The sequence below is a fragment of the Brachybacterium subflavum genome (assembly GCF_009299795.1).
Lineage (GTDB): Bacteria > Actinomycetota > Actinomycetes > Actinomycetales > Dermabacteraceae > Brachybacterium > Brachybacterium subflavum.
The window spans coordinates 175004-198506 of sequence record NZ_VIGP01000004.1 but is presented as its reverse complement, the minus strand read 5'-3'; the positions used below and the strand labels follow the sequence as shown (position 1 = coordinate 198506).

At 71.7% G+C, this 23503-nt stretch carries 18 protein-coding genes; 7 read left to right on the top strand and 11 right to left on the bottom strand.

The features are described 5' to 3' along the window. Window positions 1–74 precede the first annotated feature (74 nt). The 7 genes from FHG10_RS11195 to FHG10_RS11165 form a co-directional block, all read right to left on the bottom strand. A complete protein-coding gene (locus tag FHG10_RS11195; protein ID WP_152353419.1) occupies window positions 75–1352 on the bottom strand; it encodes a carboxylate--amine ligase in 1278 nt (425 codons plus the stop codon). Window positions 1353–1475: 123 nt separating this feature from the next. Next, window positions 1476–2735, bottom strand: coding sequence for a carboxylate--amine ligase (locus FHG10_RS11190; RefSeq protein ID WP_152353418.1), 1260 nt, complete (start codon window positions 2733–2735; stop codon window positions 1476–1478). 53 nt (window positions 2736–2788) lie between these two features. Beyond that, complete coding sequence (locus FHG10_RS11185) at window positions 2789–4576, bottom strand: glycoside hydrolase family 13 protein (protein ID WP_152353417.1); 1788 nt, start codon at window positions 4574–4576, stop codon at window positions 2789–2791. 89 nt (window positions 4577–4665) lie between these two features. Continuing rightward, window positions 4666–6687, bottom strand: coding sequence for a glycoside hydrolase family 13 protein (locus FHG10_RS11180; protein WP_152353416.1), 2022 nt, complete (start codon window positions 6685–6687; stop codon window positions 4666–4668). 7 nt (window positions 6688–6694) lie between these two features. Beyond that, a complete protein-coding gene (locus FHG10_RS11175) occupies window positions 6695–7636 on the bottom strand; it encodes a sugar ABC transporter permease (RefSeq protein WP_152353415.1) in 942 nt (313 codons plus the stop codon). Between the two features lie 16 nt (window positions 7637–7652). Further along, complete coding sequence (locus FHG10_RS11170) at window positions 7653–9242, bottom strand: ABC transporter permease subunit (protein ID WP_152353414.1); 1590 nt, start codon at window positions 9240–9242, stop codon at window positions 7653–7655. 5 nt (window positions 9243–9247) lie between these two features. Next, window positions 9248–10531: a sugar ABC transporter substrate-binding protein gene (locus FHG10_RS11165; protein WP_152353413.1), complete on the bottom strand. Its 1284-nt coding sequence runs from the start codon at window positions 10529–10531 to the stop codon at window positions 9248–9250. A 163-nt stretch (window positions 10532–10694) separates the two neighbouring features. Here FHG10_RS11165 and FHG10_RS11160 point away from each other — a divergent pair, with 163 nt between their 5' ends. Both FHG10_RS11160 and trpS read left to right on the top strand, forming a co-directional pair. Continuing rightward, window positions 10695–11744, top strand: a complete 1050-nt coding sequence (locus FHG10_RS11160; protein ID WP_227488192.1) for a LacI family DNA-binding transcriptional regulator — start codon at window positions 10695–10697, stop codon at window positions 11742–11744. A gap of 66 nt (window positions 11745–11810) precedes the next feature. Beyond that, window positions 11811–12872: a tryptophan--tRNA ligase gene (trpS, locus tag FHG10_RS11155; RefSeq protein ID WP_152353641.1), complete on the top strand. Its 1062-nt coding sequence runs from the start codon at window positions 11811–11813 to the stop codon at window positions 12870–12872. A gap of 22 nt (window positions 12873–12894) precedes the next feature. On the opposite strand, the gene FHG10_RS11150 is transcribed toward trpS, so the two are convergent. Next, a complete protein-coding gene (locus FHG10_RS11150; RefSeq protein ID WP_152353411.1) occupies window positions 12895–14526 on the bottom strand; it encodes a DUF5129 domain-containing protein in 1632 nt (543 codons plus the stop codon). Window positions 14527–14680: 154 nt separating this feature from the next. Here FHG10_RS11150 and cysK point away from each other — a divergent pair, with 154 nt between their 5' ends. Together cysK and epsC are read left to right on the top strand one after the other, a co-directional pair. After that, window positions 14681–15610 (top strand): cysteine synthase A, encoded by a 930-nt coding sequence (cysK, locus tag FHG10_RS11145; RefSeq protein ID WP_152353410.1) that lies wholly within the window; start codon window positions 14681–14683, stop codon window positions 15608–15610. Between the two features lie 7 nt (window positions 15611–15617). Beyond that, entirely contained in the window at window positions 15618–16217 is a 600-nt protein-coding gene (gene epsC / locus FHG10_RS11140) for a serine O-acetyltransferase EpsC (protein WP_152353409.1), read from the top strand. Between the two features lie 71 nt (window positions 16218–16288). Here the strand turns inward: epsC and FHG10_RS11135 are convergent, their stop codons facing one another. The 3 genes from FHG10_RS11135 to FHG10_RS11125 all read right to left on the bottom strand — a co-directional run bounded on the left by FHG10_RS11135 (window position 16289) and on the right by FHG10_RS11125 (window position 18588). After that, the gene (locus FHG10_RS11135; RefSeq protein ID WP_152353408.1) at window positions 16289–17059 is read right to left on the bottom strand and encodes an SIR2 family NAD-dependent protein deacylase; all 771 of its coding nucleotides are present in this window, start codon (window positions 17057–17059) and stop codon (window positions 16289–16291) included. Beyond that, a complete protein-coding gene (locus FHG10_RS11130) occupies window positions 17056–17913 on the bottom strand; it encodes an aldo/keto reductase (protein ID WP_152353407.1) in 858 nt (285 codons plus the stop codon). Before FHG10_RS11130 ends, FHG10_RS11135 begins: the two co-directional genes overlap by 4 nt. 99 nt (window positions 17914–18012) lie before the next feature. Further along, window positions 18013–18588, bottom strand: a complete 576-nt coding sequence (locus FHG10_RS11125; RefSeq protein WP_152353406.1) for a GNAT family N-acetyltransferase — start codon at window positions 18586–18588, stop codon at window positions 18013–18015. A gap of 122 nt (window positions 18589–18710) precedes the next feature. On the opposite strand from FHG10_RS11125, the gene gcvT reads away from it, so the two are divergent. The 3 genes from gcvT to gcvP all read left to right on the top strand — a co-directional run bounded on the left by gcvT (window position 18711) and on the right by gcvP (window position 23477). Further along, window positions 18711–19835, top strand: coding sequence for a glycine cleavage system aminomethyltransferase GcvT (gene gcvT / locus FHG10_RS11120; protein WP_227488191.1), 1125 nt, complete (start codon window positions 18711–18713; stop codon window positions 19833–19835). A 50-nt stretch (window positions 19836–19885) separates the two neighbouring features. Beyond that, a complete protein-coding gene (gene gcvH / locus FHG10_RS11115; RefSeq protein ID WP_152353405.1) occupies window positions 19886–20257 on the top strand; it encodes a glycine cleavage system protein GcvH in 372 nt (123 codons plus the stop codon). A 169-nt stretch (window positions 20258–20426) separates the two neighbouring features. Next, complete coding sequence (gene gcvP, locus FHG10_RS11110; protein ID WP_227488190.1) at window positions 20427–23477, top strand: aminomethyl-transferring glycine dehydrogenase; 3051 nt, start codon at window positions 20427–20429, stop codon at window positions 23475–23477. Window positions 23478–23503: the final 26 nt, after the last annotated feature.

Below are 23503 nucleotides of genomic sequence, written 5' to 3'. Positions count from 1 at the left end.
GGCGCTCGCCGTGATCGACCGGCGCTCGTCGGCGCGTCCCTCCTGCGCTGTCCCCGGGGTTCGTCGGTTCCGGCTCAGAATCCGCTGGAGGACGGGCGCGGGTAGTGCGTGAGGAACTTCTTGACCTGGTTGGCCATCGCGACGGCGATGTAGGCGCGACGGCGCGTGCCCTCGGTGGCGTAGGCCAGCGGGTGCACCGTGCGGTGGCGGGCGATGCGGCGCACGCGGGCCCGCAGCCCGGGCTCGGTCACGTAGCGCATGAGCAGGGGGCGGGGGACGATCGAGTAGAGGATCTCGTCGTCCGGGACGATCCGCTCGATCTGCTCGTGGTCGACGACGTCGCGGACGACCGCGCGCGCCACGTTCGCCCCGGCCGCGGTCATGTAGTAGTTGTTCCGGCCGATGCGCGGGTTGACCTCGAAGAACTTCGCGACTCCCGTGCGCGGGTCGACCTTCACGTCGAAGTTCGCGTAGCCGCGGTAGCCGGTGCGCTCGAGGAACGCGACGGCCTGCACGGCGATCTCGCCCGGGTCGGCCGTGAACATCGCCGCCGGGTTCCCGAGGGCGCCGGGGGTGTGCTCCTCGAGCAGCACGTGCGCGCCGCCGAGCAGCGTCACTCGACCCGTCTGATCGACGTAGGCGGTGATCGAGCGCATGGCGGTGTCGTCGCCCGGCACCATCTCCTGGACCACGAAGCGGTCGGCGAAGCCCGCCGCGTCGAGCTGGTGCACGAGGTCCGTCAGCTCGGCGGGCTCGGTGAGGTGGTAGACCTTCTTCTTCCCCGCGAACTCCACGTGCGTGTACGCGGAGGAGCGGGCGGGCTTGGCGACCACGGGGAAGGCGAACGGGAGCTCCGGGATCACCGTCGGACCCTCGCCGGTGAAGTCGACGACCACGGTCTCCGGCGTGCTCACGCCGAGCGTCGTGCAGATCTCGGAGAAGGTCGCCTTGTCGGAGACGTCGCGGAGGGTCTCCTCGTCCAGCACCGGCAGCACGAAGAACTCCTCGAGCTCCTCGCGGTGAGTGCTGAGCAGTGCGATCAGCCAGTCGGCGTTCGCGAGCACGATCGCGGGGATCCCCGGACGCCTCGCGGCGCGCTCCCGGCCGTGGCGCAGCAGGGCTGCGGCGAGGTCGTCCTCGGTGGCGCTCGCGCCGAGCTCCTCGGCCACCAGGATCCGCGAGTCCGCGATCGGCCCCGAGACGCTGCGCGTGATGACGTGCGAGATCGTCCCGTACTGCTCGTGGAAGGCGCGGGCCAGGGCGTACACCCCGATGTCACCGCCCAGCATCACCAGGTCGAAGTCGTCGCGAGGCTCGGCGGGGCCGCGGGAGCGCGAGGAGGCGGGAGCCATGGGTGATCTCCTTCGGACGGGCAGTGGGGCGGCCGACGGGATGGCGGGCCGACGGGATGGGTGGCCGACGGGCCGGACGATCGACGGGCTGGACGGCCGACGGGTCGGACGGGATCGGCCCCGTCAGAACCCGGTGTCGGTCGGGCGCGGGTACACGCGCAGGTACTTGCGCACGAAGTTGAGGCCGGAGGTGCGGGCGTACGCCCTCATCCAGGCCCCTTCCGGACGGTACAGGAACGGATTCGCCAGCGCGGTGCGGGCGACGTCCTTCACGCGCGCCCGCAGGTGCGCATCGCGGACGTAGCGCAGCACGAGCCGCACCGGCAGGATCGTGTAGAGCACCGGGCGGGTCACCACGACCTGGTCGATGTCCTCACCGTGCACGAGGTCCTCGACGATGTGCCGGGCGACGGACTCGCCGGCGGCGGTCACGTAGTAGTTGTTGCGCCCGATCCGCGGGTTGATCTCGAAGAAGCACTGCTCGCCGGTGCGCGGGTCGACCTTCACGTCGAAGTTCGCGAACCCCACGTAGTCGACCGCGTCCAGGAAGCGCGAGGCGGCCTCGATGAGCTGCGGGTGGGCGCCCGTGATCATCGCGGCCGGGCGGCCCAGGGCCTCCGGGGTGTGCTCGCCCAGCAGCACCTGTGCGGCGCACAGCAGGGTGACGCGTCCGCGGCTCGAGCGGTAGGCGGTGATCGAGCGCTGCGCGGTGTCGTCCCCAGGGACCAGGTCCTGGAACAGGAAGCGACCCGTGAAGCCCGCATCGCGCAGGCTGCGCACCAGACGCAGACGCTGCTCCTCGCTCTCGAGGAAGAACACCTTGCGCTTGCCGGGGAACGACACCCGGCCGTACTCGGCGGTGTTCGCGGCCTTGCCCACGCAGGGGTAGGCCCAGGGCAGCGGGTCCTCCCCGTCCCAGTCCGCGTCACGGGCACGCGCGAAGTCCACGACCTTCGTGGGCGGGGTCGCGATGCCCAGGCCAGCGCAGATCTCCTGGAACTCGGCCTTGTCGGCGAGGCGCTCGAGCTGCGCGGCGTCGACCTGGGAGAGCAGGTAGTGCTCCTCGAGATCGGCCCGGTGGGCGTCGATGAAGGCGACCAGCGAGTCGGCGTTGCACAGCAGCAGCGCGGGGCGGCCCGCGGGACGCTGCTGCGCGAGCTCGACGAGCACGTCGCGCATCTCCTCGTCGCTCGCGTCCGCGCCCAGCACGATGCTGCGCGCGGTCACGGTGCGCTCGTTCATCGCCACGGGCACGCGGCACACGAGTGTGGACACGATCCCGTACTCCTGATGGAACGCGATCGTGAGGTTCAGTGTGTTCAGACCCGCTCCGAGCACGACGACGTCGAAGCCCGGATCGGCCGTCGGGGGGGACGAAGGCATGCGTGGGATCCTACCGGGCGTTCACGCGTTCTCTCCCAGGTGGGACACGGATCTCAGCGTGCGCCGGTGATGCGCAGCCACAGGGTCGTGTCCGCGGGCAGCGCTCGCAGGCCGGTCGCGTGGTCCTCGTGGGAGGCGATGAGGACGCGGGCTCCGGCGAAGCGGGGATCCTCGTCGACGCGCACGCTGCGGCCGGTCGTGTTCACGAGCACCACCAGATCGCCGCGGCCGACGCCGAGCACGCCGTCGGGGAGGCCCTCGAGGAAGGAGACGGGACGCTCGTGGCGGCCCAGCTCGAGCTCATGGCGCAGGGAGAGGGCGCGCCGGTACATCTCGAGGGTCGAGTCCGGGTCCTCCGCCTGGATGTCGGCCGCGAGGCCGGCGAACTCGGGCGGCTGGGGCAGCCAGCTCCTCCCGCTCGGGGAGAAGCCGTAGGCCGGGGCGTCGTGGAGCCAGGGGAGAGGGACGCGGCAGCCGTCGCGACCGGGCACGCCCGCCCGCTTGTGGGCGGGATCCTCGCGCAGCTCGTCGGGGATCTCCCGCACCTCGGGCAGGCCGAGCTCCTCGCCCTGGTAGAGGTAGGCGGCGCCGGGCAGGGAGAGCATGAGCAGGCTGGCGGCGCGGGCGCGGCGCAGGCCGAGGGCGGCGTCGGGGGCCTCGTCGCGTGCGAGGCTCTCGCCGAAGGCGTGCTCGGGCGGGAAGCCGAAGCGGCTCGCGTGGCGGATGACGTCGTGGTTGGAGAGCACCCAGGTGGTGGGCGACTGCACCGCGTCGGCCAGCACCAGGGGCTTCTCGATCGCTGCGCGCAGGGCACCGACGTCCCAGCGGGCCTGGAGGAAGCCGAAGTTGAAGGACTGGTGGGCCTTCTCGGCGCCGATGTACAGCGGCAGGCGCCTCTCGGGGATCCAGGCCTCGAGCACCATCATGCGATCGCCTGGGTACGCGTCGAGGATCGGGCGCCACTCGCGGTAGATGTCGAGCACGCCGTCGTTGTCGAAGTAGACGGGCACTTCGCCGTCGGGGATGTCGATGAGGCCCTCGGAGTTCACGGTCGCGTCCGGCAGGCCCTCGGGCTTGATCATGCCGTGGGCGACGTCCACGCGGAAGCCGTCGGCGCCGCGCTCGAGCCAGAAGCGCAGCACGTCCCGGAACATGGCCCGGACCTCGGGGTTCTCCCAGTTCCAGTCCGGCTGGGAGGTGTCGAAGATGTGGAGGTACCACTGTCCGGGAGCGCCGTCCGCCTCGGTGACGCGGGTCCAGGCGGGACCGTGGAAGATCGAGGTCCAGTTGTTCGGAGGCAGCTCGCCGTGCTCGCCGCGACCGTCGCGGAACACGTACATCTTGCGCTCGGGGGAGCCGGGGGTCGCCGCGAGCGCGTCCTGGAACAGCGGATGCTGGTCGGAGGAGTGGTTGGGGACGATGTCGACGATCACGCGCAGGCCGAGGGCGTGGGCTCGCGCGAAGAGCTCGTCGGCGTCGCCGAGGGTCCCGAAGCGGGGGTCGACGTCCATGTAGTCGGCGACGTCGTATCCGGCGTCCTTCTGCGGGGACGTGTAGAACGGGGAGAGCCACACGGCGTCGACCCCGAGCGCCGCGAGATGCGGGAGGTGCGCGGTGATGCCGGCGAGGTCGCCCATGCCGTCGCCGTCGGCGTCCGCGAAGGAGCGCGGGTAGACCTGGTAGACCACGGCGTCGCGCCACCATTCGGGCGCCTGGCCGTGGTCGCTCGCGACCGCCCCGGGGGCCTTGGGCGTCGGACTCGGGACGACGGAGGCACCCGCGGTGAGGGGATCGATGGTGCGGGTGTCTGCGGCGAGCGGATCTGCGGACTGCGAGGACATGGGGCCTTCCTGAGGGTGACGACGGGCATGGCGGTGGGTGCGCGAGGACGCGCAGGGGTGGGTCGCGTGCGGCGCAGAGAGGGCGGCTCTCAGGCTGTCCCGCGCGGGAGCGACAGCAGGCTCGCCCCGGCGGAGTCCGCCGTGAAGGTCACGGTGCTCCCATGGATCGAGGCGGCGGCGCCGCCCACGCGAGGAAGAAGCTCCGCAGCTACGGCTGCGGGGAGGCAGGCGAGGTCCAGCGCGACGGGCGCGTGGGGCCCGCGGGCAAGATGCACCACGGTATCGCCGAGCGGATGCGTGCGGGCGATGACGAGCGCGTCGTCACCGGCGTGCAACCAGCGCAGCCCTCCGTGGCGCAGCGAGACCCGCTCGCGCCGCAGTCCCAGCAGCGTGCGGGTGGCCTCGAGCACCTCGAGGTCGACGCGCTCGGGGTCGGCGGCCGCGATCGCGTCCCAGGGCATGGGGGTGCGGGAGTGCTCGCCGGTCTGACCCGTCGCGCCGAGCTCGTCGCCCGCGAAGACGGTGGGCACTCCGGGCAGCGTCGCGAGTGCGGCGACCGCCGCGAGCTGCCTGCCGTGCTCGCCGACGACCGTGCGGGTCCGCGGGGTGTCGTGGCTGGACAGCTGGTTCTGGGAGTGCACCCGGGAGGGCCAGGGCAGCTGGGCGTTGTAGTCGCGCAGGGTGCGCGAGACGGGCCCGCCGCCCAGGCGGGGCAGGGTCATCGGAAGGCCCAGCCAGTTCAGGTCGCTGCCGGGCTCTGCGAGCCACGCCCACAGCGGGCGCGTGAACCCGGCGTAGTTCATGGTGCCGTGCCAGCCGTCCCCGGCGAGGTCCCCGCTCGCATCGTGCCCGTGCTCGGCGACGAGCCAGGTCTCTCGCCCCGTCTCCTGCTCGGCGCCGCGCAGGGTCGCACGGATCTCGCGCGCGACCTCGTGCGTGACGTCGACGGGGCCGTGTCGACCCGTCATGTTCGCCACGTCGATGCGCCAGCCGTCCGCGAGGAACGGTGCGCGCAGCCAGCGGCCGACGACGCTGCCCGGGCCCCGGGTGAGCCGTTCGCGCAGGCGGGCGTCGCGCAGGTCGAGCTTCGGCAGGGAGGGGACGTCCATCCAGCTCGCGTAGGAGTCGGGATGCTCCTCGAAGAGGTAGAAGCCGGCCTCGGGGGATCTGGCGTCGGCCTGTGCGGCGCGGAACCATTCGTGGGTGGCACCGGTGTGGTTGGTGGTGAGGTCGAGGACCAGGCGCATGCCGCGCGCGTGGAGCGCCTCGGAGAGCCGCACCAGCGCCTCGTCGCCGCCCAGCAGGGGGTCCACGCGGTCGAAGGTCGAGGCGTCGTAGCGGTGCACGGACCCCGCGGGGAAGACGGGCGTGAGATACACGGTGTCCGCCCCTAGGGAGGCGATGTGGTCGAGGCGCTCGATGATGCCGTCAAGGTCACCGCCGAACACCTGGCGTCCGGTGAGGTCGCCGCGCACGGCGGGCTGGTCGTCCCAGCGCATCGGCACCGCCCAGTCGGGGAGCTCCGACAGAGCGGGGCGGCCGTCCTCGTCCACGGGGGAGGCCGTGCTTCGGGCGAAGCGGTCGGGGAAGACCTGGTAGATGATGGCGTCGTCCACCCAGGTCGGCGCGTGCTCATGGGTGACCAGGCGGAAGTCTGTCGCGTCCGACACGTCCCAGGGGAAGAGGCCCGCCGCCGTCAGCCACGCGTACTCGGGGACCTCACGGCCGTCGACGCTGCGTGCCCCGGCGTCGGCGAGCACGCAGAAGCGATACGGGGTGAGCGGGTTCGTCGCCCGCAGGCGCACGGACCACCAGGTGCCCGTCGCCGCGCCGCCGTCGGCCGATCTCCCCGGGCTCTCCGGATCCTCCGGGGCGAGCGGGGAGGTGAGGATCTCGCCGTCGCGCACCGCGCGCAGCGCGATGGTGCGCACCGGGTAGGAGGCCGGGACCCAGACCCGCAGCAGGGCCTCCTCGCCGGGCCCATCGGGTCCCTGCACGTGCAGCGGCCCGGAGTCGTGGTGGGGCTGCAGAGGGAGGGGCAGTCCCGAGGGCTCCGTGCAGGTGCCGCCGGTGGCCCGGAGGGCGGGAGTGGGATCGTCTGGTGCGTGCATCGAGCGCTCAGCCCTTCACGGCGCCGGCGGTGGAGCCGCCCACGATGAAGCGCTGCAGGAACTGGTAGAGCACGATCACCGGGACCATGATCATCACGGAGCCCGCCGCGAAGACTCCCAGGTTGTTCGAGCGGTCGCCCGAGAGCATCCCGTACAGGCCCACGGCGAGGGTCTTGTGGTCATCGCTCGTGAGGAAGATCGACCCGAGCAGGAAGTCGCTCATGACGCCTACGAGGCTGAGCACGAGGGTGGTCGCGAGGATCGGCACGAGCGCGGGCAGTAGGATCCGCGAGAAGACCTGCCAGTGGCTCGCACCGTCGATGATCGCGGCCTCGTCGAGCTCGCGCGGGACGGTGTCGAAGAACCCCTTGATCAGCCAGACCTGCCCCAGGGAGCCGCCGAGCATCACCACGATGTAGCCGGGCAGGGTGTCCAGCCCCAGGAACGGGATGATCTTCCCGAGCCCCGAGATCATCGTGTACACGGCGATCATCGAGAGGATCGCGGGGAACATCATGATCAGCAGCAGCGAGAGCATGCCGGCTCGTCGCCCCGCGAAGCGGAAGCGGCTGAAGGCGTAGGACGCGAGCACCGAGAGCAGCACCTGCACCGTGGACACCACGACGCACACGATGATCGTGTTGAGGTACCACCGCAGGAACGGCCCCTTCTCCCCGCGCAGCAGGGTGGCGTAGTGCTCGAGGCTGAAGGACCTCGGCAGGATCCCCGTCGAGGAGACCGTGCCCAGAGGATTCAGCGACGCGGAGATCACGAAGAGGATCGGGAAGACGGCGAAGAGGACCGCGATGATCCCCACCAGGTGGCGCCATCCGATCTCCGCGAACCAGCGGCCCAGCGGCATCCGCCGGGACCGGGCCGCCGAAGGAGCGGGGCGCGAGGGGATCGACGGCTCCGTGCCGGCCGACCAGTGAGTGCTGTGCGATGTCATGGCTTCTCTCCGTCCCTCAGTTGACGTCTTCGAGTCGGGCGGTGAAGCGGAACTGCACCGCGGCGAGCACGCCCGTGAGGACGAACAGCGCGACGCTCATGGCCGAGGCGAAGCCGAAGTCCGCGCCCGAGCCTCCGAACGCGGTGCGATAGACCATCGAGATGATGATGTCCGTCGCTCCGCGCGTGTACTGCCCGGCAGGGAAGGGCCCGCCGCCGGTGAGCAGCTGGATCGCGTTGAAGTTGTTGAAGTTGAAGGCGAAGGACGCGACGAGCAGCGGCGAGACCGCCACCAGGAGCAGCGGCATCACCACCTTGAAGGTCGCCTGCAGGCGGGAGGCGCCATCTATCCGCGCGGCCTCGAGCACGTCCTTCGGGATCGACTGCAGCGCCCCGGTCGAGATGATGAACATGTAGGGGAATCCCATCCAGAGGTTCGTCAGCAGCACGGCGACCTTCGCGAGCGTCGGATCGCCGAACCAGTCCAGGTGCAGGTGCAGGGTCTGGTTGATGAGCCCGAAGTCGCGGTTGTAGAAGTTCGACCACACCAGCAGCGCGATGAACCCCGGCACCGCGTAGGGCATCAGCAGGATCGAGCGGTAGATGCGTCGCCCGCCCAGCCGCTCATCGTTCAGCACGAGGGCGAGGGCGAAGCCCACCAGGAACGTGAGTCCCACGGAGCCCGCGGCGAACACCAGGGTCCAGCCGAAGGCACGTGCGAACTGCGAGCCGATCGAGGCGTCCGTGAACAGGCGCAGGTAGTTCGCCCCGCCCACGCCCTGCAGCCACGACTGCGGCAGTCGGTCGCCCTTCTCGTCCACGAAGTACTCGCTCGAGCCGACCTTCTTCACCGAGTACACGGTCCCGTTGACCGAGTCGGTGATGGTGTCGGCCCTCTCGTCGTACTTCAGCGTCTTGGTGCCCTCGAAGGCCTGCGTCGTCCCCTGGAGGCGGAGGGCCGTGGTCTCCCCGGTCTCGACGCCCACGTCCTTGAGCGTCCCGTAGACCTGGTTGACCTGCTTCGCGGTGAGGATCGTGAAGCCGTCGGCCGCGGTGACCCGGCCGTTCGTGACGGTCACGGAGCCGGGATCCGCCGTGGTGGCGGGCTCGGTGGCGCTGCCCTCGGTGACCGTGGAGCCGTCCCGGCCGACGAAGAAGAAGGTGTACTCCTCGGGATCGTCGGACCCGGTGAAGCCGCCGACGACGCCCACGGACATCGCCTGGCGCTCGCTGTCGGGCGTCTGCTGCACCGAGTTCGAGGTGATCGAGGCGATCGCCTCCTCCTTGGTGCCGCGCTTGGCATCGCCGAAGTTCGTGAACGAGTAGCCGACAGTCAGCACGATCGGCACGATCAGGAACACGACGAGGAAGAATGTGCCAGGGAAGATGTACTTGCCGGGCACGAAGCGACGCGTGGAGTAGAGCACGAAGATCGCGACCGCGGCCAGCAGCAGCACGGCGAGCCACAGCCACTGCTGCTGCGCGATCATCACCGGGGCGATCCACACCGTCACGGCCAGCACCGCGCCCAGAAGCAGGATCCGAGCCAGCAGCGCCGGCACCGTGGAGCTCCGGGAGGCGTGCCCGGGAGCCTTCGTGGACGTCATGGTGCTCAGGAGACCTTCGAGGAGATCTGCTTGCCGGCGGATTCCATGGTGGACTTCGGGTCGGCGCCGCCGATGATGTTGGCCTGGGCCTGGCCCAGCGGCTTCCACACCTCGCCCATCGCGGGGATCGCGGGCATCGGATCGGCGTTCTTCTCCGCGAGCCCGGCGACCTTGGCCATCTCGGGGTTGTCCGACGCGAGCTCCTTCTGCAGGTCCTTGTTCACCGGGGGAAGCTCGTTCTTGGCGAACATGGCCTTGGCGAGATCGGCGGTGCCGGCGACGTCGGCGAGGAACGTCTGGGCGTTGCCGGCGTTCTTGCCGTTCGCGGCCGCATAGAAGCCGTTGACGCCCGCGAAGGGCACGGCCTTGTCCATGCCCTCGAAGCCGGGGACGGCCGAGAGCGCGACGTCGATCTTCGCCTTCTTGATGTCGGCGATCGCCCAGGGGCCGGAGATCAGGTACGCGGCCTTGCCATCGGTGAACAGGGAGATCGCGTTGTCGCCCGTGATGGAGGTCTTCAGCACGCCCTTCTTGCCGAGCTCCTTCATCTTCTCGCCCGCGGCGATCGACCCTTCCTTGCCCACGCCGAGGTCCTTGGGGTCGTACGCACCCTCGGAGTCCTTGCCGAACAGGTAGCCGCCGGCCGAGGTGTACAGGGGCTCCATGTGGTAGGCGTCGCCCTCCTCTCCCACCGGGAGCGAGAGCACGTTGTCCGCGCCGCCCGCGGTGCCCGCCTCGACGAGCTCCTCGAAGGTGGAGGGCTCCGGGACGTCCGTGAGCTTCTTGTTGGCGAACAGCACCAGGGTCTCCACGGCGTAGGGGACGCCGTAGGTCTGGCCGTTGTACTGCATGGCGTCGAGCGCGACCGAGAGCGTCGTGTCCTCGGCGTCCGCGGACAGCTGCACGGTGGAGATCGCGCCGTTCTGCACGAGGTTGCCGATCCAGTCGTGCGCGCCCATCACGATGTCCGGGCCGTTGCCGGCCTGGTTCGCGGTGACGAAGGAGGTCTGCAGGTCGTTGGCGACCGTCTGCACGGCGACCTTGAGACCGTTGTCGGTGCCCCACTTCTCGGCCGGTTCCTTGAGGGCGGTGGCCTTGGCCTCGTCGGCCCAGATCACGAGGTCCGCGCTGGCGTCGGCCTGAGGGGCTGCGTCGCCGCCGCCGTCGGACGCGGCCCCCGCGTCCGAGGCGTTCGAGGAGTCGGAGTCGGAGGAGCCGCACGCCGAGAGCAGGGCGGCAGAGGCGCCAGCGGCGCCGAGGGCGAGAAAGGACTTGCGACGGATGAGCACCGGATTCTCCTTCGAATGGTGGATCAGGCAGAGAGGCGACCGTGCCACCTGCGTGCATGAAGGTACATGCACTCAGCAACCGAATGCAAGCTTGTGCAAGAACTTGCAATCGCGTACAGTCGGCGCGGCTGGATGGTGCAGGTCACGACGGAGGGGACGGCACGTGGGAAGCAGGCTCATCGACATCGCCGACGAGGCGGGCGTCAGCGAGGCGACGGTCTCGCGAGTGCTCAACGGTCGCGGGGGAGTGAACGAGGAGACGCGCCGCAGCGTCCTGGAGATCGCGCGACGCCGAGGACGCCTCTCGGCCCGCCAGCCCGCCGTCTCCCACGAGCGCACCGTGGGCGTGATGGTCCCCGATCTCGACAACCAGGTGTTCTCGGTATGGCTGGAGAGGATCGAGGCGCACCTGCATGCGAGCGGAGCCGCGCTGCTGGTGGGCATGCGCGCGCGCACCCCGGAGCGCGAGCGCGAGACGCTGGACCGATTCCTTCTGGCCGGGGTCAACGGGGTGATCATGGTCAGCGGCTTCCATGCGCGTGCCGAGGTCCCGCTCGAGGCGTACCGTGACGTGACCCGAGCCGGAATCCCCCTCGCGCTGGTCAACGGCGTGCGCGACGACATCGACGCCGCCTTCGTCTCCTCCGACGACGCCCACGCGATCGACGTCTCGATGCACCATCTGCGCGAGCTCGGCCACCGCGTGATCGGTCTGGCCGTGGGGGACGAGCACACCTGGCCCGTGCGCCGCAAGGTCGCCGCCTTCGAGGCCTCGGGAAGCGCGGTCGAGCGCCCGATCGCCTTCACCGACTTCTCCTACGGCGGCGGCTACGAGGCTGCCGTCGAGCTCGTGCGGCTGGGGGCGACGGCGATCATCTGCGGTTCCGACGTCATGGCGGCCGGTGCCCTCGAGGGCCTCGCCTCGGTGGGGCTCTCCGTGCCCGAGGACGTCTCCGTGATCGGCTACGACGACGTCCCCTGGGCGGCTCTCACCACACCGCCCCTGACCACCGTGCGACAGGGCGTGGACGCCATGGCGCGGGCCGCGGTGCGCGTCGCCCTGCGCGGCGGCGAGGAGAGCCGGCGCCCGCTGCGCACCGAGCTCGAGGTCAAGCCCCAGCTCGTCGTCCGCGCGAGCACGGGTGCGGCACCCGAGAGCGTGACCCGACGGACGTCCCGGGCCGACGTCGGGACCGGTGCCCCGGGCCGATAGCATGGATCGGTGACCACCGAGACCACCGAGACGGCCCAGACCACCGAGAACCCCGACGCCGCCGGCATCAGCGATGCCAGCTACCGCCGCGCGCAGACCCGCAGCGACGCGCTGTGGGAGAAGATCCGCACGAACCCCAGCGGGCTGCGGATGCTCACAGGGGACCGCCCCACGGGCGCGCTGCACATCGGCCACTACTTCGGCTCCCTGCGCAACCGGGTGCGGCTGCAGCAGGCGGGCGTGGAGACCTGGCTGATCGTCGCGGACTACCAGGTCATCACCGACCGCGAGGTGCTCGGCGACATCCGGGGCTCGGTGCGCGAGCTGATCACGGACTACCTGGCCGCGGGCATCGACCCGGAGCAGGCCACGATCTTCACGCACTCCGCGGTGCCTGCGCTGAACCAGCTGATGCTGCCGTTCCTCTCGCTCGTCACCCAGCCCGAGCTCGAGCGCAACCCCACCGTGAAGGCCGAGCTCGCCGCCGCCGGCAAGTCGGCGATGGGCGGGCTCATGCTCACCTACCCGGTCCATCAGGCGGCGGACATCCTGTTCTGCCACGGGAACCTGGTGCCGGTGGGCAAGGACCAGCTGCCCCACATCGAGCAGACCCGGGTGGTCGCCCGCCGCTTCAACGAGCGCTACGCGGGAGGGGAGCAGTTCTTCCCCGAGCCCGACGCGCTGCTCTCCGAGGCGCCCACGATCCTGGGGCTCGACGGCAGCCACAAGATGAGCAAGTCGCTGGGCAACACGGTCATGCTGCGCATGAGCCCCGAGGAGACAGCGAAGAAGATCAAGAAGGCCAAGACCGACTCCGAGCGCGAGATCACCTTCGATCCCGAGAACCGTCCCGAGGTCGCGAACCTGCTGACCATCGCCTCGCTGTCCACGGGGCGCAGCCCCGAGGAGATCGCCGCCGAGATCGGCGACAAGGGCGCGGGCACCCTCAAGGTGATGACCGCCGAGGTCCTCAACGAGCACCTGGCGCCCCTGCGCGAGCGCCGCGCCGAGCTCGAGAAGGACCCCGGCTACCTCTTCTCGGTGCTGCGCGCGGGCAACGAGCGCGCGAACGCCGCGGCCGACGAGACCCTCGCCCACGTGCGCGAGGTCATGGGGATGGTCTACTGACCCGTCGGCCGACGGCCACGGTTCAGAAGCTGCTCGAGCTGCCCGCTCCCGAGAAGCCACCGCCCGAGTACCCGCTCGTGCTCCCGGAGGACGCCGGCGGATTGCGGTGCGTGTCCAGCGCCGTCGTGGCGCCGCCGTACCAGGCGCCCGTCCACAGCACGGGGCTCAGCGAGTATCCCGAGACGTAGTCCTGCGGGTGCCGGGCGAACTGCCTCCCGCGCACCGAGGTCGGGAAGTCGCTCGTGAAGCCCTCGGGCTCGGCGTCCCGCATCACCTCGATCTCTTCCTCGTCCTGGGAGCGGGCGCCGATCGCCTCCTCGCGCAGGCGCTCGCTCGCCACGGACAGCCGCTCGGTGAGCTCGTCGAGCCTCTCCAGTGCGTCGTCGGGGCTGATGCCGCCGTCGAGGTAGGCGGTGGAGACCTCCTCGAGATCGGTCCCGACCTGCTGGGCCGTGGAGCGCAGGCCGGCGGCCGCTGCGGAGTGCGTCGTGGTGCTCTGCTGCCCGTCGGTGTCGGTGTCGGTGTCGGTGTCGGTGTCAGCGTCGGCGGGGTCGAGGACCTCCGCGATGGTCTGCTCGACCGCGGCCAGCGACTCGTCCAAGGGCCTGCGCTCCTCCTTCCATGCGGTCCGGAAGTCTCCCGTGCGGCCGAGGAGACGGGCCGCGCCGATGATGGTGTCGTCGGCTCGATCGGCGACCTCGACCGACGTCTCGAACTCCTTCGCCCGACGCGCCGACGTCGGGCCGATGCCCCACAGCGGGCCCGGGTGCGCGGGCAGCTCGGAGGCGCTGCTCTCCGCCTCGTCGACTGCGCGGCGGTAGTCCTCGACGTCGGCGAGGATCGTCGCGCCGTAGGAGGAGTCGCGCGGGATCCGGGCGGCGGCCTGATCGGTCTCCTGCCGCTTCCCACGCACGTCGTCGAAGCGCTCGCGGGCGGTGCGGACCCTTCGGCGGCTGCCGGCGCCGCGGGCGAGCGCGGCCACGGCACCGGCGCCGAGGGCGACGAGCGCGATGAAGGCGCCGATGATCGCGCCCGGGCTCCGCCACCACGGGCGCCCCAGGAGGTCGGCGTACTTCTGGGCGCCCGCGTCGAAGGCATCGGACCAGGCGCCGTCGGCGGCGTCGTCCTTCATCGCGTCCTGCACGTCCTCGAAGCCGTCGTCGGTGAGCTTGACGTCCTCCCCGGCGTACGTCCCGACCTTCCGGTGCTCCGGGTCGATCGCGAGGATGACGACGCCGTCGGCCCACTTCTCCCCGTCGATCCAGTCGGGGTGCTCGGATCTCGCGTCGTCCAGCACCGCGTCGTTCAGCCCGGTATCGTCCGACGGGTCCGCGTCGTGCGCGGCGATGTCGAGGGTGACCACCTTGAGGTCGACCGGAGCGGCGGCCTCGCGGAGATCGATGCCCTGCAGCCGGCCCTGGAGGGCGTCCGGATCGTCGATCACCCCCTGCTCGTCGTCGATCTCGACGGAGCCCGGGGGAGCGGCATGCGCTCCAGGAGCCAGCAGGGGAGCGAGCAGCGCCAGCAGCGCGAGCGCGCCCAGGAGCACGAGGACGAGGCTGCGCACATGGGCCGACGGCGCCGGGGCGCGGGTCGTCGCCCGGGGAGCGAGAGGAGCCGGAGGAGCGGTCGGGGCCTGGGAATGCGGGTCCATGGCCCCACGCTACGGAGCGCCGAGCGCGCGGCGGATCCGTCGATCGTCGGTCCCTGCACCCGCGCAGGGAGCGCCCTTATACTCACCTTAAGCAGACCTTTGGGTGGCGGGGCCGGTGCGCCGGGACCGCCGCCCCGGACGGAAGGGAACACGCATGCCCATCTTCGAGAACGTCTCCGAGCTCGTCGGCCGCACCCCGCTCGTGCGCCTGAACCACCTGGGCGACGAGGTCGTCGCCGACGTCGTCGCCAAGCTCGAGTTCTACAACCCCGCCGCCTCCGTGAAGGACCGCATCGGTGTGGCCATGATCGACGCGGCCGAGCGCTCCGGCGCCCTTCAGGAGGGCGGCACGATCGTCGAGGCCACCAGCGGCAACACGGGCATCGCGCTCGCGATGATCGGTACTTCGCGCGGATACCGGGTCGTGCTGACCATGCCCGAGTCCATGTCGAAGGAGCGGCGTGCGCTGCTGCGCGCCTTCGGCGCCGAGCTGGTCCTCACCGAGGCCTCCAAGGGCATGAAGGGCGCCGTGGAGAAGGCACAGGAGGTCGCTGAGCAGACCGGCGGCGTCCAGGTCAAGCAGTTCGAGAACGAAGCCAACGCGGAGATCCACCGCCGCAGCACCGCGGAGGAGATCTGGGAGGACACCGACGGCGAGATCGACGTGCTCGTCGCCGGCATCGGCACCGGCGGCACGATCACGGGCGTCGGCCAGGTCCTCAAGGAGCGTCGGCCCGGCGTGCGGATCGTCGCGGTCGAGCCCGCGGAGTCCCCGATCCTCAACGGCGGCCAGCCTGGCCCTCACAAGATCCAGGGCCTCGGCGCGAACTTCGTGCCCGCGCTGCTGGACACGGACGTGTACGACGAGGTCATCGACATCGATGCGGAGACGGCCATGGAGCGCGCCCGCTCCATCGCCCGCAGCGAGGGCCTGCTCGTGGGCATCTCCTCGGGCGCTGCGATCGAGGCCGCCGTGCGCGTCGGCTCGCGCCCCGAGTTCGCGGGCAAGCGGATCGTCGTGATCGTGCCCTCCTTCGGCGAGCGCTACCTCACGACCCCGCTGTACGCCGAGTACATGGACTGAGGCCCGCGTGGGCCTCCTGTCCCGCGTCCGCAGCGGCCGACGCGGCGCGCTCGCGGCCGTCCGCGACGACGTGACCGCCGCGCGTCACCGCGACCCCGCCTCGACCTCCGACCTGCAGGTGCTGCTGACCTCCCCGGGCCTGCACGCGATCTGGTCGCACCGCCTCGCCCACCGCCTCTGGGGCGCGGGACGCGGGGCGCGGCTGCCCGCACTCCTGCTCGCCCAGGCCACCCGCTCGGTCACGGGCGTGGAGATCCATCCGGGCGCGCGCATCGGTCGGCGCTTCTTCATCGACCACGGCATGGGCGTGGTCATCGGGGAGACCGCCGAGGTGGGCGACGACGTGATGCTCTACCACGGCGCGACCCTGGGCGGCCGGTCCATGGAGCGCACGAAGCGCCACCCCACCGTGGGCGACGGCGTCGTCATCGGGGCGGGCGCACGCGTGCTCGGCCCGGTCGCGATCGGCGATCAGGCGCAGGTCGGTGCCAACGCGGTGGTCGTGGCCGACGTGCCCGCGCATGCGACCGCCGTCGGGGTCCCCGCGCGGGTGCGCCGCGAGCGAGCCCATCCCGAGGAGCTCGTCGACCCCGCCATCTGGATCTGAGCCGCGGCCGCGTGCCCGGGTGCGCCGCGCCTCGCAGTCTCCGCGCGCAGTCGCCGGGTGCGGGGCCGCGCTCAGCCGAAGGGCTCGAGGAAGGGGTTCGTCGCGCCGTCGCGATGGCGCTCCCAGTCGGGAAGCACCTGGTGGGCGTCCTCGGCGATCACATGATCGAAGGCGGCGCGCACGAACGGGTCGCGCGGAGGATCGATGTCGATGAGCACCGTGGTCGCGCCGTGCTCGCGCGCGAGCGGCGCGAGCGCCGCGGCCGGGAACACGGTGCCGCTGGTGCCGACCACCGCGAACACGTCGGCCGAGATCGCGAGGGCCTGCGCGCGCGAGAGGGCGGCCTCGGGGAGCATCTCGTCGAACAGCACGACGTCGGGCCGGGTCGGGCTCCCGCAGACGGGACAGACGGACGGCGCGCCGTGATCCTCGGCGCGATCGCCCTCGCCCGGGGTCAGCGGGGCCTCCCACGTGCAGTCCGGATCGGTGCAGACCGCCGTGTACGCGCGGCCGTGCAGCTCGCTGACGTCGCGGGACCCCGCCGCCTGGTGCAGGCCGTCCACGTTCTGGGTGATCACGGGCGCACCCATGCGGGCGATCGCGTAGTGACCGGGCGTCGGACCGTGATCCGCCGCGACCTTCGCCATCCCGCCCCACACGCGCCACAGCGCGGGCAGGGAGCCGGGGAGGGCGTCGGCGTGCATGGCGCTCTCGAGGTCGGGCGAGAGCGCCCAGAGCCCGGCGGGCCCGCGGAAGGTGCCGACCCCGGTGCGCGCGCTGAGCCCCGCCCCCGTGAGGACGACGAGCCGCTGCGAGGGGTCCGGACGGAACCGGGGGCTCACCACTCCTCGTGGGTCCTCGAGTCCCAGGCGGCGTCCTCGCCGAGGTCCAGCGTGGCGAGCAGGGCGCGGTCCTCGTCGTCCAGCGCCACGGAACCCAGGTCGAGGTTGGCGCGCTGGCGCTCGGGATTCGCGGACTTCGGGATCACGACGATGCCCTGGTCGACGGCCCAGCGCAGGGCGATCTGCGCGACGGCGACGCCGTGCTTGTCGGCCACCTTGCGGATCGCGAACTGCTCGCCGAGGCCCTCGCGGCCGCCGAGCGGTCCCCACGCCTCGGTGACGATGCCGTGGTCGTCGTGGAAGGCGACGGCCTCGCGGCGCTGGAGAGCGGGGGACAGCTGGATCTGGTTGACCTCGGGCCACTCGCCGGTCGCGTCGAAGAGCTCCTGCAGCTGACCGGGACGGAAGTTCGAGACGCCCGCGTGGCGGATCAGGCCCTCGGAGCGCAGGTCCAGCAGGGTGCGCCAGGTGTCCACGGCCAGACCGCGGGAGGGGTTCGGCCAGTGGATGAGCACCAGGTCCACGCTGTCCAGGCCCAGACGGCGCAGGGACTCGAGCACTCCGCCCCGGGCGGCCTCACGGCCCTGGTCGCCCCCGGCGACCTTCGTGGTGATGAAGACCTCGGCCGGATCGAGGCCGCTCGCGCGCAGGCCCTCGCCCACGGCCGCCTCGTTGCCGTACTGGGCGGCGGTGTCGATGAGACGGTAGCCGCCGCGCAGTGCCGCGGCGATCGCCTCGGCGCCCTCGACGCCCTTGGTCGAGGAGGTGCCGAAGCCGATGAGCGGGATCTCGGTCCCGTCGGCGAGGGTGCGGGTCGGGGCCGACGGAGCGGCTGCTGCGGACGACGCGGTCATGGGGACCTCCTGGGTCGATGGGTCGTGCAGTGCTGTGCTTCGAGATGCTGTCGAGCGAGTGCTGCGCGGAGCGGCGGACGGCAGAGTGGGCCTCGGCGCTCAGCGCCAGGACGCGGGGGCGTGCGGCGGGACGAAGGCGGCGATCTCCTCGGCACTGGGCAGGGCGGTCTCCAGCGAGCGCTCCATCATCAGCTGCTGGGAGCCGAACTCCTCGAGTCCGCGGCGCACCGTGAAGCCCAGGCGCTGCAGCAGGGCCACGCTGCGCTTGTTGCGGGTCTGCGTGACCGCGATGACGTGGTCGTCCTCGAGGTTCTCCTGCGCCCAGGCCAGCAGCTGGCGGCACGAGGCCGCCGCGAGGCCCTGGCCGGTGGCCTCGGGCAGCAGGGCGTAGGAGAGCTCGAGCTCACCGCGGTCGTAGTCCAGGGTGATGGACCCGATCATGCGGTCCTCGTCGTCGGCCCGGTCGATCACCCAGTGCCCCCAGCTCAGCCCCAGCGGCGACAGCTCGAGGGCCTGGCGGGACGCGTAGTCGACGGACCCTCCGAGGTACTCGCGGGTGATCGGGTCGGTCATCAGCCGGATCATCTCCGGGCGGTCGCCGTCGTGCGGGGCGCGGATCACGACTCGCTGCCCGCGGATCGTGATCGGCCATTCCCACGTACCTTCCCGAGTCACCGTGCCAGCCTACCCGTCCCGCCCCGGTACAGTGAGATCCGCGCCGCGAGGACGCGGCCGCGAGTCTCCCGGCTCAGCCCTCCCACCTGCGAGGGAGAGCCCCGCACGAAACAGGAGAGCAGATGCCCGAGGCCATGGAGCGCACCACCCCGCTGCACGCGGTGCACGAGGAGCTGGGCGCGACGTTCACGGACTTCGCGGGATGGCAGATGCCCGTGCGCTACAGCTCCGATCTCGCCGAGCACAGGGCGGTGCGCGAGCACGCGGGCATCTTCGACCTCAGCCACATGGGGGAGATCGAGCTCGTCGGCCCCGGCGCCGGAGAGGCCCTGGACCGGGCCCTCGCGGGCAAGCTGTCCGGCATCTCGGAAGGTCGCGCGAAGTACTCGCTCATGCTCACCGAGGACGGCGGGCTCGTCGACGACCTCATCGTCTACCGCCTGGGGGAGCAGCGCTTCCTCGTGGTCGCCAACGCCTCCAACGCCGACGTCGTCGCCGAGCAGCTGCGCGAGCGCAGCGCGGGGCTCGACGTCGAGGTCGAGGACCGCTCCGCCGACGTCGCCCTCATCGCCGTGCAGGGCCCCGCGAGCGCCGACATCGTCACCCGCGCCCTCGTGGGGGCGCGCACCGGCGTCAGCGTCCAGGAGATCGCCGAGCTCAAGTACTACCGCGTGCTCGCGGGGACCTTCGAGGGCGAGGAGCTGCTGGTCGCCCGCACCGGCTACACCGGCGAGGACGGCTTCGAGCTGTACGTCCCCTCTTCCCACGCACGCGCGCTGTGGGACACGGTCGTCGCCGCCGGCGGCGCCGAGCTCACCCCCTGCGGCCTCGCCAGCCGCGACACGCTGCGCCTGGAGGCGGGGATGCCGCTGTACGGCCACGAGCTGGGCCGCGACACCCTCCCCGCCCAGGCGGGCATGGGGCGCGTCGTCGCCCTCACCTCGAAGGGAGACTTCGTGGGCCGCGCGGCCATCGAGGCCGCGGACCCCAGCGGGAGACCCGTGCTCGTGGGCCTGGTCGCCGAGGGCCGACGGGCCGGGCGCGCGGGCGCCCGCGTGCGCGACGCGCAGGGCCAGGACCTGGGCGAGATCACCTCGGGCGTGCTCTCCCCGACGCTCGGACACCCCATCGCCATGGCCTACCTCGACCCGTCGGCCACCGCCGAGGGCACAGAGGTCGTCATCGACGTGCGCGGCAAGGACCTGCCCGCGACCGTCACCGCCCTGCCCTTCTACCGCCGCTCCTGACCTCCGCTCCCGACCCTGCCCGTCATCGCCCCGTCCCGGAAGGACCGACCATGAGCAACGAACTCCTCTACAGCAAGGACCACGAATGGGTCCGCGTCGGCGAGGACGGCATCGCCGTCATCGGCGTCACCGACTTCGCCGCCGGCCAGCTCGGCGACGTCGTCTACGTGGACCTGCCCGAGATCGGCGCGAGCATCAGCGCCGGCACCGAGATGGGCGAGATCGAGTCTACGAAGTCCGTCTCCGACCTGTTCGCCCCGCTCGACGGCACCGTCACCGAGGTCAACCAGGCCGTCGTCGACTCGCCGGAGCTCGTGAACTCCTCCCCGTTCGAGGACGGGTGGCTCGTCAAGGCCTCCTTCCTCTCCCTGCCTCCGGACCTCATGCAGGAGTCCGAGTACAAGGACTCCGTCGGCGAGTGACCGGGCGGACGGGCCCGCGTCCGCGCCACCCCGTCACCCCCCTGGCCACGGGCCGTCCGAGACCTCGGTCCGCCCGTCGGCCGCTCCGGCCGGGACCCTCGCCGCACAGGGTCCGGCCGCACCGCAGAACCCCTCCCATCCGCGACACCCGATGAGGCGACCCACGTCGATGACCAGCACCGCCAGCCCGTTCCCCCACGACGCCTTCGTCCACCGCCACGTCGGGACGGACCCCGATGCCCAGCGCCGCATGCTCGAGGCCGTCGGCGTCGAGGACCTCGACGCCCTGCTCGAGGCCGCCGTGCCCGGGACGATCCTGCTGGATCCCCGCACCGACGACGCCCTCGGCGACGGGGCGAGCGAAGCCGAGGTGCTCTCCGAGCTGCGCGGGCTCGCGCGCGCCAACACGGTGCGCACTCCGCTGCTGGGGGAGGGGTACTACGGGACCGTGACCCCCGCGGCCATCCAGCGCAACGTGCTGGAGAACCCCGCCTGGTACACCGCCTACACGCCCTACCAGCCGGAGATCTCCCAGGGCCGCCTCGAGGCGCTCCTGAACTACCAGACCGTGGTCGCCGACCTCACCGGCCTGCCGATCGCGAACTCCTCGATGCTCGACGAGGCCACGAGCGCCGCCGAGGCGATGCTCCTGGCCCGCCGGGCGACCCGCGCGAAGGTCGCGCGCTTCGTCATCGACGAGGACATGTTCACCGCGACCGAGGCAGTCGTCCGCGGCCGCGCCGAGGCCGTGGGCATCGAGCTCGTCAGCGCAGACCTCAAGGACCCGGCCTCCGCCGCAGCGGCCCTCGAGGACGGTGCCTTCGGCGTGCTCGCACAGTATCCCGCCGCCTCGGGCCTGGTGTGGGACCCGCAGCCCCTCGCCGAGGCCGTCCACGCCGCCGGAGGCAAGATGATCCTCGCGAGCGACCTGCTCGCCCTCACGTTGCTCACCCCGCCCGGCGAGCTCGGCGCGGACGTCGCCGTCGGCTCCTCCCAGCGCTTCGGGGTGCCGCTCGGCTTCGGCGGCCCCCACGCGGGCTTCATGTCCGTGGCCAAGGGGCTCGAGCGCCAGCTGCCGGGCCGTCTCGTCGGCGTCTCCCAGGACGCCGAGGGGAATCCCGCGCTGCGCCTGGCCCTGCAGACCCGCGAGCAGCACATCCGCCGTGAGAAGGCCACCAGCAACATCTGCACGGCCCAGGTGCTGCTGGCCGTGATGGCCTCGATGTACGCGGTCCACCACGGACCCGACGGGCTGCGCCGCATCGCCCGGCAGGTCGCCGCGCGCACCGCGGACCTCGCCTCCGCGCTCACCCGCAGCGGCTTCCCCCTCGCGCACGACGCCTTCTTCGACACCCTCACCGTCGCCGTCCCCGGCCGGGCCGAGGAGATCGCCGCGGCGCTCGCCGAGACCGGCTATCTCATCCGCATCGTCGACGCGGACACCCTGCGCCTGAGCCTCGACGAGACCACCGACGCCGGCGATCTCGAGGCCCTCGTCGGCGTCATGGACGGCTTCGCACCTGCGGAGTCCTCGGTCCCCGGCGGGATCGCGGCCGACGGGGCCGTGTCCGACGCGGCGACCGACGGGTCGGGCCCCTCGGAGGGCGCCGACGAGGACGGGCTCCCGGAGATCGGCGCGGGCTGGCCGGCCGAGCTGCACCGCACGAGCGCCTACCTCGCCGATCCGGTGTTCTCCTCCTTCCATTCCGAGACCGCCCTCATGCGCTACCTGCGACGACTCTCCGACCAGGACTATGCGCTGGACCGCGGCATGATCCCGCTGGGCTCGTGCACCATGAAGCTCAACGCGGCCGTCGAGATGAGCGCGATCACCTGGCCGGAGTTCGCCGCCGTGCACCCCTTCGCCCCGCGCGAGGACGTCGAGGGGTATCTCGAGCTCATCGACTCCCTCGAGCGCTTCCTCGCCGACATCACCGGCTACGACACCGTCTCCCTGCAGCCCAACGCCGGTTCCCAGGGCGAGTACGCGGGGCTGCTCGCGATCCGCGCTTACCACCTCTCGCGCGGCGACTCCGAGCGCACCGTGTGCCTCGTCCCCGCGAGCGCCCACGGCACCAACGCCGCCTCCGCGGTCCTGGCGGGTCTGCGCGTCGTGGTCGTGGCCTCGGACGCCGAGGGCAACGTGGAGGTCGACGACCTCCAGCAGAAGATCAAGGACCACGGCGACGAGCTCGCCGCGATCATGATCACCTACCCCTCCACCCACGGCGTCTACGAGCAGCAGGTGCGCACCGTCTGCGAGCTCGTGCACGACGCGGGCGGCCAGGTCTACGTCGACGGCGCGAACATGAACGCCATGGTCGAGGTCGCCCGCCCCGGCGAGTTCGGCGGCGACGTCTCGCACCTGAACCTCCACAAGACCTTCTGCATCCCCCATGGGGGCGGCGGCCCGGGCGTCGGCCCCGTCGCGGCCAAGGCGCACCTCGCGCCCTTCCTGCCGGGCCACCCGCTCATGCAGGACCCCGAGCACTACGTCGCGGGGCACCCCGCGACCGTGCACGGCGGCGCGCCGGTGTCCCAGGCTCCCTACGGCTCCCCGTCGATCCTGCCGATCCCGTGGGCGTACATCCGCCTCATGGGCGCGGCCGGGCTGCGCCACGCCACGGCCTCGGCGGTGCTCGCCGCGAACTACATCGCCGCCCGCCTGAAGGACGTCTTCGACATCCTCTACCGCGGGGAGAACGGGCTCGTCGCGCACGAGTGCATCCTGGATCTGCGCCCCTTCACGGCGCGCACCGGGATCACCGTCGACGACGTCGCCAAGCGCCTCATCGACCACGGCTTCCACGCGCCCACCATGTCCTTCCCCGTGGCGGGGACGCTCATGGTCGAGCCGACCGAGTCCGAGGACCTGTCCGAGCTGGACCGCTTCGTCGACGCGATGCTGATGATCGCCGAGGAGGCCGAGCAGGTCGCCTCCGGCGCCTGGCCGAAGGACGACAACCCGCTGGTCAACGCGCCGCACACCGCGCAGGCGATCGCCCGGGAGGACTGGTCGCACCCCTACTCGCGGGAGATCGCGGTCTACCCGGGCGTGCATGCCTCGCGGGAGAGCATCGCGCGGGGCCGTCGCCACGACAGCGTGCAGATGCGGATCGCCGCGAAGTACTGGCCCCCGGTGCGCCGCGTCGACCAGGCCTTCGGCGACCGCAACCTCGTGTGCACCTGCCAGAGCCCCGAGGCGTACGCGGAGTCCTGAGGCGCGGTGGTCCCGCGTCCGACGCC

What these genes read in the sequence shown, in the direction of transcription:
- cysK (WP_152353410.1), top strand. Translation starts at nt 14,681, where the DNA reads ATGCCCATCTTCGAGAACGTCTCCGAGCTCGTCGGCCGCACCCCGCTC.
- FHG10_RS11190 (WP_152353418.1), bottom strand. Translation starts at nt 2,735, where the DNA reads ATGCCTTCGTCCCCCCCGACGGCCGATCCGGGCTTCGACGTCGTCGTG.
- FHG10_RS11130 (WP_152353407.1), bottom strand. Translation starts at nt 17,913, where the DNA reads ATGACCGCGTCGTCCGCAGCAGCCGCTCCGTCGGCCCCGACCCGCACC.
- FHG10_RS11195 (WP_152353419.1), bottom strand. Translation starts at nt 1,352, where the DNA reads ATGGCTCCCGCCTCCTCGCGCTCCCGCGGCCCCGCCGAGCCTCGCGAC.
- FHG10_RS11180 (WP_152353416.1), bottom strand. Translation starts at nt 6,687, where the DNA reads ATGCACGCACCAGACGATCCCACTCCCGCCCTCCGGGCCACCGGCGGC.
- FHG10_RS11185 (WP_152353417.1), bottom strand. Translation starts at nt 4,576, where the DNA reads ATGTCCTCGCAGTCCGCAGATCCGCTCGCCGCAGACACCCGCACCATC.
- gcvH (WP_152353405.1), top strand. Translation starts at nt 19,886, where the DNA reads ATGAGCAACGAACTCCTCTACAGCAAGGACCACGAATGGGTCCGCGTC.
- gcvP (WP_227488190.1), top strand. Translation starts at nt 20,427, where the DNA reads ATGACCAGCACCGCCAGCCCGTTCCCCCACGACGCCTTCGTCCACCGC.
- gcvT (WP_227488191.1), top strand. Translation starts at nt 18,711, where the DNA reads ATGCCCGAGGCCATGGAGCGCACCACCCCGCTGCACGCGGTGCACGAG.
- FHG10_RS11170 (WP_152353414.1), bottom strand. Translation starts at nt 9,242, where the DNA reads ATGACGTCCACGAAGGCTCCCGGGCACGCCTCCCGGAGCTCCACGGTG.
- FHG10_RS11150 (WP_152353411.1), bottom strand. Translation starts at nt 14,526, where the DNA reads ATGGACCCGCATTCCCAGGCCCCGACCGCTCCTCCGGCTCCTCTCGCT.
- FHG10_RS11175 (WP_152353415.1), bottom strand. Translation starts at nt 7,636, where the DNA reads ATGACATCGCACAGCACTCACTGGTCGGCCGGCACGGAGCCGTCGATC.